The organism is Burkholderia sp. AU39826 (assembly GCF_020419965.1).
GTDB classification, from domain to species: Bacteria; Pseudomonadota; Gammaproteobacteria; order Burkholderiales; family Burkholderiaceae; genus Burkholderia; species Burkholderia semiarida.
The window spans coordinates 776,467-795,868 of sequence record NZ_JAIZQG010000001.1; the positions used below are offsets into that span (position 1 = coordinate 776,467).

Here is a 19,402-nt window from a genome sequence, read left to right on the forward strand (position 1 = left end):
CGCTGCCGCGCGTCGCGCGCCAGCCAGAAAACTTCCTGGAGACGAGGTGAATCATGTGCGGAATCGTCGGAGCAAGCGGCCTGAACAATCAGGTGCCGCAACTGGTCAATGCGCTGAGCCGGCTCGAATATCGCGGCTACGATTCGTGCGGCATCGCCGTTCAGGGCGACGGCCGCCTGCGCAGCGAACGCACGCTGCGACGCGTGACGGACCTGCAGGACCGCGTGCTGACGCTCGGCCTCGAAGCGCAGACCTGCATCGCGCATACGCGCTGGGCCACACATGGCGCGCCGTCTGAAATGAACGCGCATCCGATCATGTCGGGCGACACGATCGCCGTCGTGCACAACGGGATCATCGAGAACCACGACACGCTGCGCGCCGAACTGAAGCAACGCGGCTATACGTTTCGCGGGCAGACCGACACCGAGGTCATCGCACACCTGATCCACAGCCTCTATCGCGACGACCTGTTCGACGCGGTGGTGCGCGCGGTCAAACGGCTGCACGGCGCGTACGCGATCGCGGTGCTCGGCGCGCGCGAGCCGCAGCGCCTCGTCGCCGCGCGCGCCGGCTCGCCGCTCGTGATCGGCATCGGCGCCGAGCAGAACTACCTCGCGTCCGACTGCGCGGCGCTCGGCGACCTGACCGACCGCTTCGTGTACCTGGAGGACGGCGACGTCGCGCTGATCACGCCGGATCGCATCGCCGTGGTCGATGCGGGCGGGCAGGAAGCACGGCGCCCGTTGTGCGAAGTGAAGGCGCGCGCGGACGATGCCGCGCTTGGCCCGTACCAGCACTTCATGCAGAAGGAAATCTTCGAGCAACCGAAGGCGATCGACAGCACGCTCGACGGCATCGACACGATCTCGCCGGCGCTGTTCGACGCGACGGAAGGCACGCGCGGGCTGCTGTCGCGAGTCAGAAGCGTGCTGCTGCTCGGCTGCGGCACCAGCTACTACGCGGGCCTCACGGCGAAGTACTGGCTCGAAAGCATCGCGGGCGTGCCGGCCCAGGTCGAGATCGCCAGCGAATACCGCTACCGCGACACGGTGGCCGATCCGCGCACGCTCGTCGTCGGCATCTCGCAGTCTGGCGAAACGGCCGACACCATCGGCGCGATCGAGCAGGCGCGCACGATGGGCCAGGATTTGTCGATGGCGATCTGCAACGTCGCGACCAGCACGATCGCGCGCAACGCGCCACTGCGGTTCCTGACGCGGGCCGGCGCCGAACTCGGCGTCGCGTCGACCAAGGCGTTCACCACGCAGCTCGTCGCGCTGTTCTTGCTGACGCTGACGCTCGCGCAACTACGCGGCCGGCTCGATGCCGCGCAAGTCGCGACGCACCTGAAGCAGTTGCGCGCGCTGCCCGAGCGCATCGGCCACGCGCTCGCGCTGGAAACGCAGATCATGGGCTGGGCCACGAAATTCGCGCGCACCGAGAACGCGCTGTTCCTCGGCCGCGGCATCCATTTCCCGATCGCACTGGAAGGCGCCCTGAAGCTGAAGGAAGTGTCGTACATCCACGCGGAAGGCTATGCGGCCGGCGAGCTGAAGCACGGGCCGCTCGCGCTCGTCACGAGCGCGATGCCGGTCGTCACGATCGCGCCGGACGACCGCCTGTTCCAGAAGCTGAAGTCCAACATGGCCGAGGTGCGTGCACGCGGCGGCCGGCTTTACGTGCTGGCCGGCAGTCAGCTCGAGATCGACGCCGACCGCGACACGCACCTGATCCGCGTGCGCGAATCGGGCGACCTGCTGTCGCCGATCGTCAACGTGATCCCGTTGCAACTGCTCGCGTATCACGTCGGCTGCGCGCGCGGCGCCGACGTCGACAAGCCGCGCAACCTCGCGAAATCGGTAACCGTCGAATGATGCGGCGAACGCGCCCGGTACAGGCCGTCGTGCGGCTGGCCGCAATTGCCCTTTGCGGCGCGGGCGGCATCGGCACGGCGTCGCCGCCGGCCTTCGCCGGCGCGCCGGTCGTGCATACGGTCACGGTGTCGACCGCCCCGTCGCCACAGGACAGCGGCGACCCGCGGCGCTTCATGCACGGAATCGGCGTGGCCGACGCCGGCGACGGCAAACGCTGGGTGTTCTTCAGCAGCTCGGGCATCGTGCCGCGCGGCGCGCTGCGCGGCGGCAACTGGCCGCATGACGTGTACGTCGGCGAATGGCTGCCCGGCGGGACGCGTGTGCTGCACGTGCGCACGTTCATCAGCCGCCCCGAGGCGCAGGAACCCGTGTCGATCGCGCAGAACGCGCGCGGCGACATCTTCGTCACGTTCGAGGACGGCTGGAACGCGCCGCAGGAAGTCAGCCAGCGCTACGGCGTCTACCGCCGCGACCTGAAACCGGTCAAGCCCTACCCGAACGACGTCGAATCGGGCGGCCATTCGGGGCATGTCGCGACGGCCGGCGACCGCTTCGTCGTGTTCTATTCGGCCGACTGGGTCAACGGCGGCGGTGTCGACAACCTCGGCAGCGGAAACGGTGTCTACCTGAAAACCTACGATGCGGCCGGGCGCGTACTGAACCATGTCGCGGTCGCGCCGCGCCGCCGCGAGTGGTGGCCCGTGATCGCGGGCTCGCCGCGCAACGCGCTGCTCGTGTGGCAGAAGTTCATCGAAGGCAGCACGGACGCGACGCTCGAATACGCGATGTTCGACCCCGTCACCGCGAAGCTGGAAAAACTCGGATCGCTGAACGACGCGATCCAGTACTACGTGTATTCGGCCGCCTATGTGCCGGAGATCGACCGTTTCATCGTCGTCACGACGACGGCGGACGATCGCGGCGTCGCGATGCTGATCGCGCCGGACGGCCGCCGCACGGCGACGCTCGATTGCCTGCCCGCGTCGGTGCGCGAATCGGACCTCGGTGTCGCCGGCACGCACGCGTATGTGCCGACCCGCGACGGGCGGCTGCTGACGCTCGCGCTTGGGCCGGCGAACATTGCAGTGAGCGGCGTGCAGCGTTCGCCGATTCCGTGGGGCTCGACCGGTGTCGCCGGCTTCCCGGCGCGCGGCACAGCGATGCATTTCGTGTCGCTGACGCCGTCGGGGATGCGTGAAGCCGATTTCGAACCAGCGCAACGCACACCCATGCCGAAAAGCGAAGCCGCTTGTTCGAGTCATTGACGACGATGGCCCGGTAACGCAATGTCGTGAACGCGGGCAGACCGCGTATCGCCACCGTGAGCGTTTGTCCTCCGTGGTCCGAACCGCTATGACGACACCTCGCCCACTCGGCGCCCCGTTGGTCGAGCCCTGCCGCGGGCCGGTCCGGTCATGACCGCCATGCCCTTGCGCGCCGAATTGGCCAGCGCCGCCCGTACCGGATAGACTGTCGCCCGATTCCTTCCATCGACCGCGGCGGCCCGCCTGCCGCCACCGCCCCCCCCTTCCCGGAGAACGAATGCTGAAGCGCCAGTGGTTTTCGGTCGTGCTGCTGACGGTCTGCCTGCTCGGGCAACGCGCGTCGGCCCAGTCCACGCTCGAACTCGACACCGACGGCGCGGCCCGCGCCCTCACCCGCCAGACGCTGCTCGCGCGTCCGGACGCGACCGACATCCACGTGCCGCGCGACATCGCATACGGCCGGCCGATGACGTTCCGCGCGGTGCCGTTCGCCGCGCTGCTCGGCGACACGCCGCTGCCGGCCGACGGCGTGCTCGAAACGCGCGCGGCCGACGGTTTCGCCGCGCAATTGCCGCTCGATCTCGTGCGCCGCCGCGCGCCGGCCGGCGCGGTCCCGTGGCTCGCGATCGAGGATCCGGCCCATCCGTGGCCGAAGCTGCCCGGCAAGCAGGTCGGCGCGGGGCCGTTCTATCTCGTGTGGCTCGGGCCGGACGCGTCGTCGGTGCGCGGCGAGCAGTGGCCGTACCAGATCGTGCGCATCACGATCGAATCGTCGCCGCTCGCGCGCTGGCCGTCGCTCGCGGTCGATGCCGCGTTGCCCGCGAACGATCCGGCCCGCGCGGGCCAGCGGCTGTTCGTCACGCAATGTCTCGCGTGTCATCGCATCGACGGCGCGGGCAGCAGCCGCGCCGGCCCCGACCTGAACACGCCGATGAATCCGGTCGACTATTTCCAGCCCGCCGCGCTGCGCCGCTACATCCGCAACCCGGCGTCGGTACGCGACTGGCCGGGCCGCAGCATGCCGGCGTTTCCGCCCGAACAGTTGAGCGACCGCGAACTCGACCAGATCGTCGCGTATCTCGCGTATATGGCGCGGCGCAAGGCGGGGAAGTAACGCGAGCGCTCCGCCGCCCGGCCGCACGCGTCGCGCTTACGCTTCCTGCGCACTCTGCAACACCGCGCGCAACAGCACGTCGGCGCCCGCCGTCGCCCATTCCGGCGTAATCGCTTCCGCCTCGTTGTGGCTCAGCCCGTCCACACACGGCACGAAGATCATCCCGGTCGGCGCGACACGCGCGACATAGCACGCGTCGTGTCCCGCACCGGACACGATGTCCATGTGCGACAACCCGAGCGCGCGGGCCGCGTCGCGCACCGTGTCGATGCAGCGGGGCGCGAACGGCACCGGCGCATACGTGAAAATCTGCTCGATCCGCGCGCCGAGGCCGGTTTCGTCGGCCACGCGCGCGAGCTCCGCGCGCAGCGCCGCGTCCAGTTCGTCGAGGACCGCATCGTCGGGATGCCGGAATTCCACCGTGAAAAAACAGCCGCCCGGCACCGTATTGCGCGAATTCGGCCGCGCCTCGATCATCCCGACCGTTGCGCGCGCATCCGGTGCGTAACGGCGGCCGAGCTCGTCGACGAACGAGATCATCCGCGCGGCGCCCACCAGCGCGTCGCGACGAAACGCCATTGGCGTCGTACCGGCGTGCGCATCGACCCCGGTCAGCGTCACCTCGTACCAGCGCTGCCCCTGCCCCGCCGTCACGACGCCGATCGTCTTGCCGGCCCGTTCGAGAATCGCACCCTGCTCGATATGCAGTTCGTACGCGGCGTGCACCGGATAGCCGCCGACCGGCTCCGTGCCCGCGTAGCCGATCCGTTCGAGTTCCTCGCCGATCGTCCGACCCGCGCCGTCGGTGCGCGACAGCCCGTATTCGAGCGTGTAGACGCCCGAGAACACGCCGGCCGCCAACATCGCCGGCGCGAAGCGCGAGCCTTCCTCGTTGGTCCAGATCACGACGTCGATCGGGCGTTCGGTCTCGATGCCCGCGTCGTTCAGCGCGCGCACGACCTCGAGCCCGCCGAGCACGCCGTAGATGCCGTCGTAGCGGCCGCCGGTCGGCTGCGAATCGGCGTGCGAGCCGGTCATCACGGGCGCGGCGCCCGGATTGCGGCCCGCGCGGCGCGCGAACACGTTGCCCATCCGATCGACGCGCACCGTGCAGCCGGCGTCGCGCGCCCACTGCACGAACAGGTCGCGCGACTCGCGGTCGAGATCGGTCAGCGCGAGACGGCAGACGCCGCCCTTCGGCGTCGCGCCGATCTGCGCCATCCGTTCGAGCGACGCCCACAGACGGTCGCCGTCGACGCGCGGCACGGTCACGGTAGCGTCATGCATCGCCGTGCTCCGGCGCGCGTTGCAGCGCATAGCGGAAATCGCAGCGCTTGCTGCCCTGCATGATCGTGCTCGTGCGCGTGAGCGCGATGTCCGGCGCGTAACCCTGGATGAAATAGCTGTCGCGCGCGCAGCTCAGCAGGTGCCCGATCTCGCCGAGCCCCATCGCGTGATACATCTCGGCGTAGCTGCAGCGATGCACGTCGTAGTCGTAGTGCGCGTCGTCCGCGCGCCGCACCTCGACGTCGAGCGCATCGTCCTTCTCCCACAGCACCTGCAGCGCGATGAACGACTTCACGCTCGTGCCGTCCGGCTCCTGCGCGGCGAACGTGCGGCCCGCATCGACGGCCGCGCCGCGCACGGCTTCGGCGATCACGGCCTGCGCGCGCTCGGCGCCGAACTCGCGCTTCATGATCTCGTAGATCGGCTTGATGATTTCCGCTTCGATGCGGCGCCGCGCGAGAATCCCGAGGCGTGTGTCCTCGGATGCGGCGGCGGATGTCGGGTTCGCTTCGGTCATGGGGATCGTCCTGGTCGTTTTGTCGTTACTTGACGGCGGTACGCGAGCCGCCGAGCACGTCGACGACGGCCCACTTGCCGCCGCGCACCTGGTAGATCGTGAAGGCCGGGTCCTTCAGGTTGCCTTCGGCGTCGAATGCGATGCGCCCCGTCACGCCGGGCCGGTCGATCGCGCGAACGGCCGCGACGAGCTTCGCCGGCTGGGTCGTGCCGGCCTTCTGCGCGGCCGCGATCAGCGTGGCGGCCGCGTCGTACGCGAACGGCGCATGCAGTTCGATCGGCGCGTGATAGCGCGCCTGGTATTGCGCATCGAACGTCTTGCCGCCCGGCATCCGGTCGAGCGGCAGGCCCGGTTCGAGCGCCGTCACGCCGTCGCCGTCCTTGCCGGCGAGCGACAGGAAGGTCTGGCTCACGAAGCCGCCCGCGCCGAGCAGCGGCGCGTTCACGCCGAGCTGGCGCATCCGGCGCGCGATCGGCGCGGCCTGCGCGTCGAGGCCGCCGAAGAACACGAGATCCGCGCGCTTGCCCTTGATCGCGGTCAGCACGCCGCTGAAATCGGTGGTCTTGTCGTTCACGTACTGGCGATCGACGATCGTGCCGCCGTTCGCCTGCACGCCCTGGATGAACTGGTCGGCCAGCCCCGCGCCGAACGACGTGCGATCGTCGATCACCGCGATGCGCGTGGCCTTCAGCGTCTTCACCGCGTACGCACCGGTGAAGCGGCCGCCCGCATCGTCGTGACCCATGATGCGCAACGCCGTCGCGTAGCCCTGCTGCGTGTATTGATGGCCGGTGGAGGCCGGCGCGATCTGCGGAATGCCCGCATCGCGGTACACGCGCGACGCCGGCACGCTGCAGCCCGTGTTCCAGTGACCGACGACGCCGATCACGTGCTGGTCGACGAGTTGCTGCGCGACCGCGACGGCCGTGCGCGGATCGGACTGGTCGTCGGCCGCGACGAGCTTGTAGACGACCGGCTTGCCGCCGATGGTTGGATGCTTGGCGTTCGCGTCGTCGATCGCGAGTTGCGCGCCGTTCTGCAGATCCTTGCCGATCCGCGCGGACGGGCCGGTGAGCGGCGCGGCGAGGCCGATCAGGACCGTCTGCGGAGCGGACTGCGCGAACGCGGGAACGGCGGCGACGAGGGCGGCCGCGGAGAAGGCGAGACTGACGGGGAGGAAAGCGGTTTTCATGTGCGAGGGATCGGTGAGTCGAATCAGAAACATGAAAAATATTAAATATTCAACCACCAAACCCCAAATATCCAATTGTTGGATGCTTATACCGTTCTCGACACATTACCGTATACCCCTGTAAATACAGCATATTTTTGTGTTGTCGCTTACCCTGATTTTTCGATAAAATTCGATACATGAAAAATATCGAACAATTGCCGCACGATCCGCCGCTGCGCGCGGTGCGTGCGTTCGAAGCGTTCGCGCGTCTGGGCTCCGTCACCGCGGCGGCGGGCGAACTCGACATCACGCCGTCGGCGGTCAGCCATCAGCTGCAACTGCTCGAAGCGTTCATCCAGACGCCGCTGACGGTGCGCGAAGGCCGGCTGCTCGCGCTCACCGACGAGGGGCGCGACTACTACCGGTCGATCAGCGCGGCGTTCTCGGTGCTGCGCAGCGCGACGCGCTTCGTGCGCGACCGTTCGTCGCTGCGCCAGATCACCGTCAGCCTGATTCCGCTGCTCGGCATCGGCTGGTTCATTCCCCGGCTGCATGCATTCCTGGCCGACAACACCGATGTCGACGTCACGGTGCTGTACGCGCATCACCGCAACTACCGAAGCGATGCATCGGACCTGTCGATCCGCTTCGGCACCGGCGACTGGCCCGGCTACCGCTGCGAGCGGCTGCTGCCGGGCGCGATGGTGCCGATGTGCAGCCCGTCGTTCCTGAAGCGTCACGGGCCGTTCCGCACGCCGGCCGATCTCGCGCGCGCGCCGCTCGTGCACGACGAGGATCGCAGCACGTGGGTCAACTGGCTGCAGGGCGCCGGCGTGCGGCACGTGTCGCATGCGGTGGGGCCGATGTTCGAGGACGGCCAGCTCACGCTGAGCGCGGCGCGCGCGGATCTCGGCGCCGCGTTGCTGCGCGCGCCGCTGGTCCAGCGCGAACTGGCGAACGGCGAACTCGTGCAACTGTTCGACCATGCGCTCGACGACGGGCGCGACTACTACCTGTGCACGCGCGAGGACGCGGACATGCCGGATGGGGCGCGGCGGCTGGCGGAATGGTTGAGGAAGATGGCGGGGATTTGAGCGGGGCGTGTCCCGCCTGCCGAACCGCGAAGCGGCATTCGCTTCGGATAGGCGCGACCTTGCATTTGCGCGGCCGCATATCGATGATGGGTGCGTCAAAGTCATGGAGGTTGCAATGCGCACGATCCCGATCGACCTGTCGGATGACCAGCATGCCGCGTTGAGCATCATCGCAGGGGCCAAGAACCGCTCCCGCGCCGAGATCGTCGGCGACGCAATCGATGCCTATATCGCCCGACACGAACACACACTTGTCAACAATGTTTTCGGTCTATGGAAGGGGCGCGAGATTGCCAGCCAGGAGGATCTGCGCCCGGAATGGTGAAGGCACGTACGGCCCCTGCCGCCCCAAATCACCGTCGGCGCCGACCGAACCCGATCCGCCGGGACGATCGACGTTAGATTCCCCTCCGACCCATCGCCGCCCCGGCGTCGCGACTGCTCATCCGATGCCCCCTCCCCGCCCCCGCCAATCAAGGGCCGGAAGCAGATAGAAAATCCCGATGCCCCGGATTGAAACAAGCAATTTCACAAACACAGGGTGAACCCGGATACTGGCAACACTCCACTCACCACTGACAAAAAGGAATTACCCAGATGCCGATCATCAACACCCAAATCAAGCCGTTCAAGGCAACCGCTTACCACAACGGCGAATTCGTGCCCGTCTCGGAAGAGAACTTCAAGGGCAAGTGGTCCGTCGTCGTGTTCTACCCGGCCGACTTCACGTTCGTCTGCCCGACCGAGCTGGGCGACCTCGCCGACCGTTACGCGGAATTCCAGAAGCTGGGTGTCGAAATCTACGGCGTGTCGACCGACACGCACTTCACGCACAAGGCATGGCACGACACCTCGGACACGATCGCCAAGATCAAGTACCCGCTGGTCGGCGACCCGACGCTCACGCTGTCGCGCAACTTCGACGTGCTGATCGAGGAAGAAGGGATGGCGCTGCGCGGCACGTTCGTGATCAACCCGGAAGGCGAGATCAAGCTGTGCGAAATCCACGACAACGGCATCGGCCGCGACGCAGGCGAACTGCTGCGCAAGGTGCAAGCCGCGCAATACATCGCGGCGCACCCGGGTGAAGTGTGCCCGGCCAAGTGGACGCCGGGTGCGGAAACGCTGACCCCGTCGCTCGACCTGATCGGCAAGATCTGACGACCGCTCCGCGCGCCTCGCCCGAGGCGCGCGACGGCGGGCCCTGCATCGCGCGGCCCGCCCTCTCCTCCGGCACGACGTGCCCGACCAGCATAATCAATACGGAATCCGAAACGCCATGCTCGACGCCAATCTCAAGAACCAACTCAAAGCGTACCTCGAAAAGATCACGCGCCCGATCGAACTCGTCGCCTCGCTCGACGACAGCGCGAAATCGCAGGAACTGCTGGCGCTGCTGAACGAGATTGCGTCGCTGACGGATCGCGTGACCGTGACCGAACGCCGCGACGACGCCGAGCGCAAGCCGTCGTTCTCGATCGGCGAACCCGGCAAGCCGGCCGGCATCCGCTTCGCCGGCATCCCGATGGGCCATGAATTCACGTCGCTCGTGCTCGCGTTGCTGCAAACGGGCGGCCATCCGATCAAGCTCGACGACGACGTGATCGAACAGATTCGCGCGCTCGACGGCGACTACGCATTCGAAACGTATTTCTCGCTGTCGTGCCAGAACTGCCCGGAAGTCGTGCAGGCGCTGAACGTGATGTCGCTGATCAACCCGCGCATCCGCCACGTCGCGATCGACGGCGCGCTGTTCCAGGATGAAGTCGAGTCGCGCCAGATCATGGCCGTGCCGACGATGTTCCTGAACGGCGCCTCGTTCGGCCAGGGCCGCAGCAGCGTGAAGGAAATCCTCGCGAAGCTCGATACGGGCGCCGGCGAACGCGCGGCGAAGTCGCTCGAGAACAAGCCGGTGTTCGACACGCTGATCGTCGGCGGCGGCCCCGCGGGCGCCGCCGCGGCGATCTACTCGGCACGCAAGGGCATCGCGACGGGTGTGGTCGCCGAGCGTTTCGGCGGCCAGGTGCTCGACACGATGGCGATCGAGAACTTCGTGTCGGTGCAGGAAACCGAAGGGCCGAAGTTTGCGACCGCGCTCGAACAGCACGTGAAGCAGTACGACGTCGACATCATGGACGTGCAGCGCGCCGACGCGCTGATTCCGGGCGACGTGCATCAGATCCGTCTCGCGAACGGCGCGGTGCTGAAGGCGAAGACGATCATCCTCGCGACCGGCGCACGCTGGCGCGAAATCAACGTGCCGGGCGAGCGCGAATACCGCAACCGCGGGGTCGCGTACTGCCCGCACTGCGACGGCCCGCTGTTCAAGGGCAAGCGTGTCGCGGTGGTTGGCGGCGGCAACTCGGGCGTCGAGGCGGCGATCGACCTCGCCGGCATCGTGAAGGAAGTCACGCTGATCGAATTCGGCGCGCAGCTGCGCGCGGACGAAGTGCTGCAGCGCAAGCTGCGCAGCCTGCCGAACGTGACGATCGTCACGCAGGCGCAGACGACCGAGCTGACCGGCGACGGCAGCAAGCTGAACGGCCTCGTCTACAAGGATCTGCGCTCGGGCGACACGCAGCGCATCGATCTCGAAGGCGTGTTCGTGCAGATCGGCCTCGTGCCGAACACCGAATGGCTGAAAGGCACGGTCGAGCTGTCGAAGCACGGCGAGATCGTCGTCGATGCGCGCGGCGCGACGTCGGTGCCGGGCGTGTTCGCGGCCGGCGACGTGACGACGGTGCCGTTCAAGCAGATCGTGATCGCGGTCGGCGAAGGCGCGAAGGCGTCGCTCGGCGCGTTCGACCACCTGATCCGGCAGGATGTGGCGGCGCCCGTCGCAACCGCGCAGCCGAAGGCCGAAGAAGCGGTCGCCGCCTGACGCACGTCAGCCCGACGACATCAAGGTTTGTCTCTCTTGGCCCCGCATGCCTTGGTCGGCGTGCGGGGCCCTTTTTATGCCGAGGCCGATCACGATTACTTGGTTGCGGCCGAGCCGCCGTCCGCCGGCGCAGGCGCCGTCGACTTGAAACTGCTCGACTGCCTGACCAGTTGCTCGGTCATCGCGGCGGCCACCGGATTCGCGCCGGAGGACGCACCGCCCTGCCGGTACGAACCGGTGCTCGCCGACATCGACTGCATCGATGACGTCGACGGCGGCGGCAGCGACGGATCGAGCTTCGCCGATTCCCTGACGAGCGCGGCCGTCTCCGGCGTTTCGGATTTCGTCGCGGCCGGCCGCGCGGCGGCCGCATGGCGTTCGAGGCCGTCGCGCTTGCGCGGCGCGCGCTGCGTGACCTGCTCGGGTGCGGCCGACTGCGCCGACTGAGCGGGCTTGGCGGCCGGTGCGGGAGCCGGCGTGGGGGTCGAATCCTGCGCATCGACCGTCACGACGTTGACTTTCGGCGGCGGTGCGGCCGGCTTCGTCACCGGTTGCGGCCTGTCGCTGACGACCGGAATCGCCGGAACCGGCGCGGGCGCGGCGCCGACGCGCGCGGTTGCAGCCGGCACGGGTGTGGGTTCGGGAGGCGACGGGGCAGCAGCCGCCTGCTTCGGCGCCGTCGCGGCAGCCGGTGCGGGCGGCGCGATCGCGCCCTGCGCCGCGTGATCGTTGCTCGCGGGCGCCGACGCAACGGGTGCGGCCGCGTCGCCGATGCCGGCGTCTTCGATCGCACGGTGGTCCGCGCGCAGCAGCATCACGTACGCGGTGCCCGCCGCGGCGACCAGGAGCCCGCCGGCGATCATCATGGTCTTACGGGTACTCGTCATGCTTGCTCACCGATCATATCCATGTGAACAAGCCATCATACGCGGCCAGCGTCCGTTGATCCCGGACGAATACATTTGGTTGCATTGATCGCGGCCGAGGCCGTCGGCGCCCTGCCGTACGCCCTATCGTCAGACGGAAGAAACGCCCGCCGTCGCCCGTCAGATGCAGAAAATCGCGACCGCGATCCCGCCGAACAGCAGCCACTTGACGATGTAGTACGCGGTGCGATTCCACGCCTTCAAGCGCTTGCCGGCGCGGCGAATCGCATACAGATACCTGAACGCGCGATTGAGCCCGCCCGTGCGATCGCCGGTTTCGTTCGGCGATGCGGCCGCGCGCATCAGCAGTTGCCCGAACGCATCGTTGATGCGCTGCGCCCAGCGATATTTCATCGGGCGGTCGATGTCGCAGAACAGGATCACGCGATCGTGCGCGGTGCGGTTTTCGGCCCAGTGCAGGTACGTCTCGTCGAACATCACGGCCTCGCCGTCGCGCCATGCGTACGATTCGCCGTCGACGACGATCCGGCACGCGTCGTCGTTCGGCGTAGCGAGCCCGAGGTGGTAGCGCAGCGAGCCCGCATACGGATCGCGATGCAGCCCGAGCTTCCCGCCCGGCGGCAACTGCGCGAACATCGCCGCCTTGATCGACGGAATCCGCGACAGGATTTCGACCGAACGCGGACACAATGCCTGCGCGGACGGATGCGGCGCGTCGTACCACTTCAGGTAGAAACGCTTCCAGCCGTGGCGAAAGAACGAATTGAAACCGATGTCGTTGTACTCGCCCGACGCCTTGATCCGGCTCGCGTCGCGCAACGCGAGCGCTTCGCTGCGAAACGTGCGCCATTCGCGCTGCAGCACCGCGAGCTCCGGAAAGTGCCGCGTATCGAGAAACGGCGTGGTCGGCACCGACGAGAACGCATACGAAAAGCAGTTCAGCGGTGCGGTAAAGGTCGAGTGGTCGGATAGTTGCCTGAACAACCGGTGCCGAACCTTGCCGCGCCGATGCGTGTACACGACACACGCAATGAACACGATCAACAGGACCCAGCGCATCGATATTTCCCCCGTAAGCTATTTGCCGAAATTCTAGGGAGGGGAAAAATTTCCTGCTCTGACGGGTAGGTCGTGCTGTGTACGTCTTACAACACGCCGAAGTCGCGAAACGATTCGTGCCGAAACGCCGAAAAGCCCGCGCGTACGTGCTTTTCGGGCCATCCGGACGCGCGTGCGGCATGCTGCCGCCGCACGCGCCGGCAGCGATTATTCCGGAAACGGCAAATCAGTTTGTCCGTCCGCGCGCATATCGAACGTGTTGAGCGTCATCGCGACGAGCGCGTAATAGCCGAGCAGCGCGACGAGGTTCACCACGGTCTCGTGGCCGAAGCGGGTCTGCGCCCGCGCGAACGTCGCATCGCTCACACGGCGCGTGTCGTACAGCTCGGTGGCGAATGCGTGGATCAGCGCGTCGTCGCCCGATTCGAATGCGGGCGCGACGCCGAGCCGGATCGCGTCGGCCGTCGCGGCCGGCACGCCGGCATCGAGCGCGATCGGATGATGGATGTGCCACTCGGCCTGCGAGCGCCAGCGCGCGGCCGTCACGAGAATCGCGAGCTCGGACAGCCGCAGCGGCAGCCCCGTGCGATAGCGGCAGAACGCGCCGAGCTTCTGCGCGTGCTGGGCCAGCTCGGGGCTCGCGATCCAGCCAAGGAACGGCCCGTTCAGGTTGCCGCGCGGGCCGCTGAGGATATCGGCGAGCACGGCCTTCTGTTCGTCGGTGGCCGACGCGGGATCGAAAGGAGGCAGTCTGTCTGTCATGATGAGAATGCAGTAGGGTCGGGGTTCACGCGGCGGCCGATGCGAGCGCCGCGCCGATCGCGCCGGACAGCCGCTCGACGATCGTATCGATCTGCTGCGCGGTGCAAACGAACGGCGGCGCGATGAGGATGTGATCGCCATGCACGCCGTCGATCGTGCCGCCCATCGGATACACCATCAAGCCGCGCTGCATCGCCTCGCGCTTGACCACCGCGTGCAGCTTCAACGCAGGATCGAACGCCGCCTTGGTGTCGCGATCGCGCACGAGCTCGACGCCGACGAACAGCCCGCGGCCGCGCACGTCGCCGACATGCGGATGCGCACCGTAATGCGCGCGCAACGACGCACGCAACTGCTCGCCGCGCGCCTTCACGTTGTCGAGCAGCTTCTCCTCGGCGATCACGCGCTGCACTTCGAGCGCGGCCGCGCAGGCGGTCGCATGGCCGATGTACGTGTGACCGTGCTGGAAGAAGCCCGAGCCGTCGACGATCGTCCGGTAAATACGATCGCTCACCAGCGTCGCACCGATCGGCTGGTAGCCCGCGCCGAGCCCTTTCGCGATCGTCAGCAGATCCGGCGCGACCCCGTCTTCGTCGCATGCATACAGGTAACCCGTGCGCCCCATCCCCGACATGATCTCGTCGAGGATCAGCAGCACGCCGTACTTGTCGCACACCGCGCGAATCTTTTTCAGGTAGGTACGCACCGGCGGCACCGCGCCGGCCGTCGCGCCGACCACCGTTTCCGCGACGAACGCCGCGACGTTTTCCGCGCCGAGCTCGACGACCTTCCGTTCGAGCTCGTCCGCGAGGCGCTGCGCGTACGCTTCCTCCGTTTCACCGGCCTGCTGATCGCGGTACGCATAGCACGGGCTCACGTGATGCGCGTCGATCAGCAGCGGCAGGAACGGCTCGCGCCGCCATGCGTTGCCGCCGATCGCGAGTGCGCCGAGCGTGTTGCCGTGATAGCTCTGGCGCCGGGCGATGAAATGACGGCGCCGCGGCTCGCCCTTCTCGACGAAGTACTGGCGCGCCAGCTTCAGCGCGGCCTCGATCGCCTCCGAGCCGCCCGACACGAAATACACGTGGTCGAGCCCAGCCGGCGCGCCGTCGACGAGCCGGTCGGCCAGTTCCTCGGCCACTTCCGTCGTGAAGAACGACGTATGCGCGTACGGCAATTGCTGCGCCTGCCGCTTGATCGCGTCGATCACGCGCGGGTCGTTGTGGCCGAGACACGATACGGCCGCGCCGCCGCACGCATCGATATAGCGCTTGCCGGTCGAATCGACGATCTCGATGCCGTCCCCGGCGACGGCGACGGGCAAGGTGGCGCGCGGAGCGCGATGGAAAACGGTCGTCATGCGTAACCTCAAGGATCAGGACGCGCCGGGCGCGTGCGCGGACGGCACGATGCGCGTCGCGAAGCGCTGCGTGCCGTGTTGATGGACGGTGAAACCGATCGCGGTGTCGTCAATATCGAACACCGCGGTCGCGAGCGGGTTCTCGTCGTCGGGATCGGCCGGACCGTCGCGGTAGTTCGTCAGCCCTTCTGGTGCACGATCGCCGAGCACGCGCAGCAGCGCGGCTTCGTCGATCGCGTCGGCGACGAACGGATGGCCGCGCCAGCGGCGCACGGCCTGCCATGCGCGGCTCCGCCGCAAGTACGCGTCGAATTCCGGCCGGGCAAGCTCGCCGAGGCGCATGCCGATGTCGAACGGCGTGCCGGCGATGACGGGCGAAAGGGAAAGCGGCATGTCGTGCAAAAGAGTCCACTCCGGTGACATGTAGCGTGCGCCGGGTCGGCGCGCCCCGTCAAACGATGCGGGGACGCACGTCGTCACGATCGCGCAACACGCGATGACGAATTAGACAATCACACAACATATGTTGTCAATACCTGAGTACGGACAACACCGGATGCAGCCGCGCTCGCTGCCCCGTCACGCCGCGACCCCGCTCGCCTGATGCGACACGAGCCGCGCATACGCGCCCTGCCGCGCCATCAGCTCCGTATGGCGGCCAGCCTCGATCACGGCGCCCTGCTCCATCACGAGGATCAGGTCGGCATGGCGCACAGTGGACAGCCGGTGCGCGATGATGATCGACGTGCGCTGCGTCATCAGATCCTCCAGCGCCGCGCGGATCTGCTGCTCGCTGATCGTGTCCAGGTGCGACGTCGCCTCGTCGAGGATCAGCACCGGCGCATCCTTCAGGAACGCCCGCGCGATCGCCACACGCTGGCGCTGGCCGCCCGACAACTGCACGCCGCGCTCGCCGACGCGCGTCGCGAGCCCGTCCGGCAACCGCGCGACGAAATCGCCGAGCGCCGCGTGGTCGATCGCGCGCCGCACGTCCGCGTCGGACGCATCGTTCGCGGCGAGCCGGATGTTCGCGTCCAGCGTGTCGTTGAACAGATAGGTATCCTGCGCGACGAGCGCGATGTGCTGCCGCAGATCGTCGAGCCGCAGGTCGCGCAGGTCGACGCCGCCGAGCGTGACGCGGCCCTGCTGCGGATCCCAGAAGCGCAGCAGCAGGCTCGCGACGGTCGACTTGCCCGCACCCGATGCACCGACCAGCGCGACCGTGCTGCCGGGCGGCACCTCGAAGCTCACGCGGTCGATCGCGGGCACGCCGCGGCCCGGATACGTGAACGACACCGCGTCGAACCGTACCGCCGGATTCCCGGGCATCGCATGCGCGCCGTCCGTCACCGTCACGGGCTCCTTCTCCAGCGCGCGCAAGCGGCGCGTCGACGCGATCGTGTCGGCAAGCTGGCGCGCGACCTGACCGATTTCGGCCACCGGCATGAACGCGGCCACCGCGACGAGCACCAGCAGCGGCAACGACTCGTGCGGGAACCAGCCGCGTGCGCACAACCACGCGCCGAGCGCGGCGACCGCCAGCCCGCCGAGCCCGCTCGCGACTTCGAGCGCGGCGCTTTGCGTCGACAGATCGTCGAGCAGCTTCGCGCGCTGCCGACGATACGCATCGGCCTCGGCCACGAACGCCGCGCGCCGGCGTGCGATCGCCTGGAACGCGGTCAGTTCCGCGAGCCCCTGGATCGTTTCGGTCAGGTGCGCGCCGAGCCGGCCGAGCGCTTCGCGCGCGCCGGTGCCGAGCCGGTCGACGTCGCGGCGGGCCAGCACGGGCGCGAGCCCGGCCCACAGCAGGAACGGCAGCAGCACGAGCGCGAGCGGCCATGCGACCGACGCGAGCAGCACCAGCACGCCGGCCGGCACGAGCACCGCGACGAACGCGGGCGCGAGCGTATGCGCGTAGAAATATTCGACGGTCTCGACGTCCTGCGTCGCGAGCGACACGAGATCGCCGGAACGGCGACGCAGCAGCCCGGCCGGCGCGAGCCGCTCGAGCGTCGCGAATAATGCGATGCGCATTTCCGCGAGCAGCCGGTACGCCATGTCGTGCGCGAGCCACGATTCGAGCCAGTGCAGCACGGCCGCGACCGGCGCGATCACGAGCAGCGCGGCAACCAGCCCGGTGCCGACATGACCGGTCGGCACCGCGCCGACCACCCGCGCGCCGAGCACGCCGACGCCGATGAAGGCGAGCACGCGGCCGATCCCGAACAGCACGGTGAGCACCACCTTGCCCTTCCATGGACGCACGAAGCGCAGCAGCGTCCGCAACGTTTCCGGCCAGCCGATCGTCGCCGCGTCGTCGTTCAGCGGCCGCACCTGCGGGCCCGACGACCCGCGCGCGGTCGCGCCGGCCGGGGTCGCCGCGCCGACGGATTCGGCGACCGCTTCCAGTTGCGGCCCCATCAGGCGGCGATACGGGCCGTCGCGTGCGATCAGCGCCGCGTGCGTGCCTTCGTCGACGACCTGCCCCTGGTCGAGCACCAGGATGCGATCGGCGCCGATCACGCTGGACAGCCGGTGCGCGAGCACCAGCGTCGTGCGCCCGCGCGTGAGCCGGTCCAGCGCCTGCTGGATCAGCGCCTCGTTTTCCGCATCGACGGACGACAGCGCCTCGTCGAGCAGCAGGATCGGCGCATCGCGCAGCAGCGCGCGGGCAATCGCGATGCGCTGGCGCTGACCGCCGGACAGCATGAGCCCGCGTTCGCCGATGCGCGTCGCGTAGCCGTCGGGCAGCGACGAGATGAAATCGTGCGCGTTGGCGGCGCGCGCGGCGGCGATCATCTCCGCGTCGCTCGCGTCGGGGCGGCCAAGCCGCAGGTTGTCGGCGACGCTGCCGTCGAACAGCGTCGCATCCTGCGCGACGACCGCGATCATCTCGCGCACCTGGTCGACATCGAGCGTGCGCACGTCGTGGCCGCCGATCCGGACCGCGCCGCCCTGCGCATCGTGCTGCCGCAGCAGCAGGCGCACGATGGTCGACTTGCCGGCTCCGCTCGGCCCGACGATCGCAACCGTCTCGCCCGCGCGTACCGAGAAACTCAGCGCCGCATGGGCCTCCGCGCGGCGCCCCGGATACGCGAAACTGACGTCGTCGAACGCGATCTCCGGCCGCAGGCCCGCTACGCGCTTCGCATCGACGCGAGGCGCGGCGCCGCCCGCGTCGAGCAGCGCGTGGATCGCATTCGCCGCCGACTGGCCGATCATCCCCTGATGCAGCACCGCGCGCAGGTCGCGCAACGGGCGGAAGATCTCGCTGCCGGCCATCAGCACGATCAGCAGCGCTTCGAGGCTCATGTCGCCGTGCCGCACGCGCCATGCGCCCACCGCGATCGCCGCGGCCGCGCCGAGGCCGGTGCCGAGATCCGTGAAGAACCGTGTCAGCAGGCCGAGCGCGAGCACCCAGAACGTGCTGTCCGACAACGCGCGCGCCTTCGCGGCCAGCTTCGCGCCGAACGCGGTGCTCTGCCCGAACGCCTTCAGCGTCGGCAGGCCCTGCACCGCGTCGAGAAATTCCTCGCCGAACGCCTTGAACGCGGCCGAACGGGCGAGCGCCGCGCGTTTGTCGGCGCGATGCACGAGCTGCGGCAGCGCGAGCGTGACGAGCGCCGCGACGAGCAGGATCGCGGCCGTCGGCACGTCCCACCACGCGAGCACCGCGAAGATCATGAGCGGCGCGCACGCGGCGATCACGAGCTGCGGCAGGTAGACGCCGAAGAAGGTCTGCAACTGCTCGACGCCATCGACGACGGCGAGCATCACGCCGCCCGTGCGTTCGCCGCTGAACCAGGCGGGGCCGAGCGCGGCGATCCGGTCGAACAGCCGCGCGCGCAGCGTCGCCTGCACGCGGCCCGCCGTATGCTGCGCGAGCACCGTGCGGCGATGATCGAGCCATGCGCGCAGCAGCACGCAGGCCGCCGTTGCAACGACGGCTTCGCCGATGCCGCGCGCCGGCGCGCCGGAAAACACCAGCGCCAGCACGCGGCCGAGAAACACGAAGCGGAGGATGCCGACACCCATCGCGAGCAGCCCGAGCGCGACGGCCGCCGCCACCCGCCAGCGCAGTCCCGCCATCATCGCCCATAGTCGTCGGTCGAAATACATGAAGCC

The 19,402-nt window shown here is 68.4% G+C and carries 16 protein-coding genes; 7 read left to right on the forward strand and 9 right to left on the reverse strand.

Features of this window, described 5'->3' with window-relative positions; genetic code table 11:
• The first annotated feature begins 53 nt into the window (after window positions 1–53).
• The 3 genes from glmS to LGM42_RS03425 all read left to right on the forward strand — a co-directional run bounded on the left by glmS (window position 54) and on the right by LGM42_RS03425 (window position 4,256).
• On the forward strand, window positions 54–1,877 hold the full coding sequence (gene glmS, locus LGM42_RS03415; RefSeq protein ID WP_124859239.1) for a glutamine--fructose-6-phosphate transaminase (isomerizing): 1,824 nt from the start codon (window positions 54–56) through the stop codon (window positions 1,875–1,877).
• Complete coding sequence (locus LGM42_RS03420) at window positions 1,874–3,142, forward strand: hypothetical protein (RefSeq protein ID WP_226231567.1); 1,269 nt, start codon at window positions 1,874–1,876, stop codon at window positions 3,140–3,142. The genes glmS and LGM42_RS03420 overlap by 4 nt, the downstream gene beginning before the upstream one ends.
• Before the next feature lie 277 nt (window positions 3,143–3,419).
• Window positions 3,420–4,256 carry a c-type cytochrome gene (locus tag LGM42_RS03425; protein ID WP_226231568.1) on the forward strand — a complete coding sequence of 279 codons (837 nt, stop codon included), beginning with the start codon at window positions 3,420–3,422 and terminating at the stop codon, window positions 4,254–4,256.
• A gap of 36 nt (window positions 4,257–4,292) precedes the next feature.
• On the opposite strand, the gene LGM42_RS03430 is transcribed toward LGM42_RS03425, so the two are convergent.
• Genes LGM42_RS03430 through LGM42_RS03440 form a run of 3 tightly spaced genes read right to left on the reverse strand, consistent with a single transcriptional unit; the run spans window position 4,293 to window position 7,252 of the window.
• Window positions 4,293–5,543 (reverse strand): Zn-dependent hydrolase, encoded by a 1,251-nt coding sequence (locus LGM42_RS03430; protein ID WP_226231569.1) that lies wholly within the window; start codon window positions 5,541–5,543, stop codon window positions 4,293–4,295.
• Window positions 5,536–6,060: an L-2-amino-thiazoline-4-carboxylic acid hydrolase gene (locus tag LGM42_RS03435; RefSeq protein WP_226231570.1), complete on the reverse strand. Its 525-nt coding sequence runs from the start codon at window positions 6,058–6,060 to the stop codon at window positions 5,536–5,538. Before LGM42_RS03435 ends, LGM42_RS03430 begins: the two co-directional genes overlap by 8 nt.
• A 25-nt stretch (window positions 6,061–6,085) precedes the next feature.
• The gene (locus tag LGM42_RS03440; RefSeq protein ID WP_226231571.1) at window positions 6,086–7,252 is read right to left on the reverse strand and encodes a branched-chain amino acid ABC transporter substrate-binding protein; all 1,167 of its coding nucleotides are present in this window, start codon (window positions 7,250–7,252) and stop codon (window positions 6,086–6,088) included.
• A 179-nt stretch (window positions 7,253–7,431) separates the two neighbouring features.
• Between LGM42_RS03440 and LGM42_RS03445 the strand changes: the two genes are divergently transcribed.
• The 4 genes from LGM42_RS03445 (at window position 7,432) to ahpF (ending at window position 11,209) form a co-directional block, all read left to right on the forward strand.
• Window positions 7,432–8,328: a LysR substrate-binding domain-containing protein gene (locus LGM42_RS03445; RefSeq protein WP_059582420.1), complete on the forward strand. Its 897-nt coding sequence runs from the start codon at window positions 7,432–7,434 to the stop codon at window positions 8,326–8,328.
• Between the two features lie 7 nt (window positions 8,329–8,335).
• Window positions 8,336–8,653, forward strand: a complete 318-nt coding sequence (locus LGM42_RS03450) for a CopG family ribbon-helix-helix protein (protein WP_226231572.1) — start codon at window positions 8,336–8,338, stop codon at window positions 8,651–8,653.
• Between the two features lie 272 nt (window positions 8,654–8,925).
• Window positions 8,926–9,489 carry an alkyl hydroperoxide reductase subunit C gene (gene ahpC / locus LGM42_RS03455; RefSeq protein ID WP_011547973.1) on the forward strand — a complete coding sequence of 188 codons (564 nt, stop codon included), beginning with the start codon at window positions 8,926–8,928 and terminating at the stop codon, window positions 9,487–9,489.
• Window positions 9,490–9,607: 118 nt separating this feature from the next.
• Window positions 9,608–11,209: an alkyl hydroperoxide reductase subunit F gene (gene ahpF / locus LGM42_RS03460; protein WP_060311130.1), complete on the forward strand. Its 1,602-nt coding sequence runs from the start codon at window positions 9,608–9,610 to the stop codon at window positions 11,207–11,209.
• Window positions 11,210–11,304: 95 nt separating this feature from the next.
• Here ahpF and LGM42_RS03465 read toward each other — a convergent pair whose 3' ends face one another.
• The 6 genes from LGM42_RS03465 to LGM42_RS03490 all read right to left on the reverse strand — a co-directional run bounded on the left by LGM42_RS03465 (window position 11,305) and on the right by LGM42_RS03490 (window position 19,396).
• Window positions 11,305–12,096, reverse strand: a complete 792-nt coding sequence (locus tag LGM42_RS03465) for a hypothetical protein (RefSeq protein WP_060311131.1) — start codon at window positions 12,094–12,096, stop codon at window positions 11,305–11,307.
• 159 nt (window positions 12,097–12,255) lie between these two features.
• Window positions 12,256–13,155, reverse strand: coding sequence for a lipid A hydroxylase LpxO (gene lpxO, locus LGM42_RS03470; RefSeq protein ID WP_226231573.1), 900 nt, complete (start codon window positions 13,153–13,155; stop codon window positions 12,256–12,258).
• 207 nt (window positions 13,156–13,362) lie between these two features.
• A complete protein-coding gene (locus LGM42_RS03475; RefSeq protein ID WP_226231574.1) occupies window positions 13,363–13,917 on the reverse strand; it encodes a carboxymuconolactone decarboxylase family protein in 555 nt (184 codons plus the stop codon).
• A 25-nt stretch (window positions 13,918–13,942) separates the two neighbouring features.
• Window positions 13,943–15,277 carry an aspartate aminotransferase family protein gene (locus LGM42_RS03480; protein WP_226231575.1) on the reverse strand — a complete coding sequence of 445 codons (1,335 nt, stop codon included), beginning with the start codon at window positions 15,275–15,277 and terminating at the stop codon, window positions 13,943–13,945.
• Window positions 15,278–15,292: 15 nt separating this feature from the next.
• Window positions 15,293–15,670, reverse strand: coding sequence for a hypothetical protein (locus LGM42_RS03485; RefSeq protein WP_226231576.1), 378 nt, complete (start codon window positions 15,668–15,670; stop codon window positions 15,293–15,295).
• 186 nt (window positions 15,671–15,856) lie between these two features.
• Window positions 15,857–19,396, reverse strand: coding sequence for an ATP-binding cassette domain-containing protein (locus tag LGM42_RS03490; protein WP_226231577.1), 3,540 nt, complete (start codon window positions 19,394–19,396; stop codon window positions 15,857–15,859).
• Window positions 19,397–19,402 lie beyond the last annotated feature (6 nt).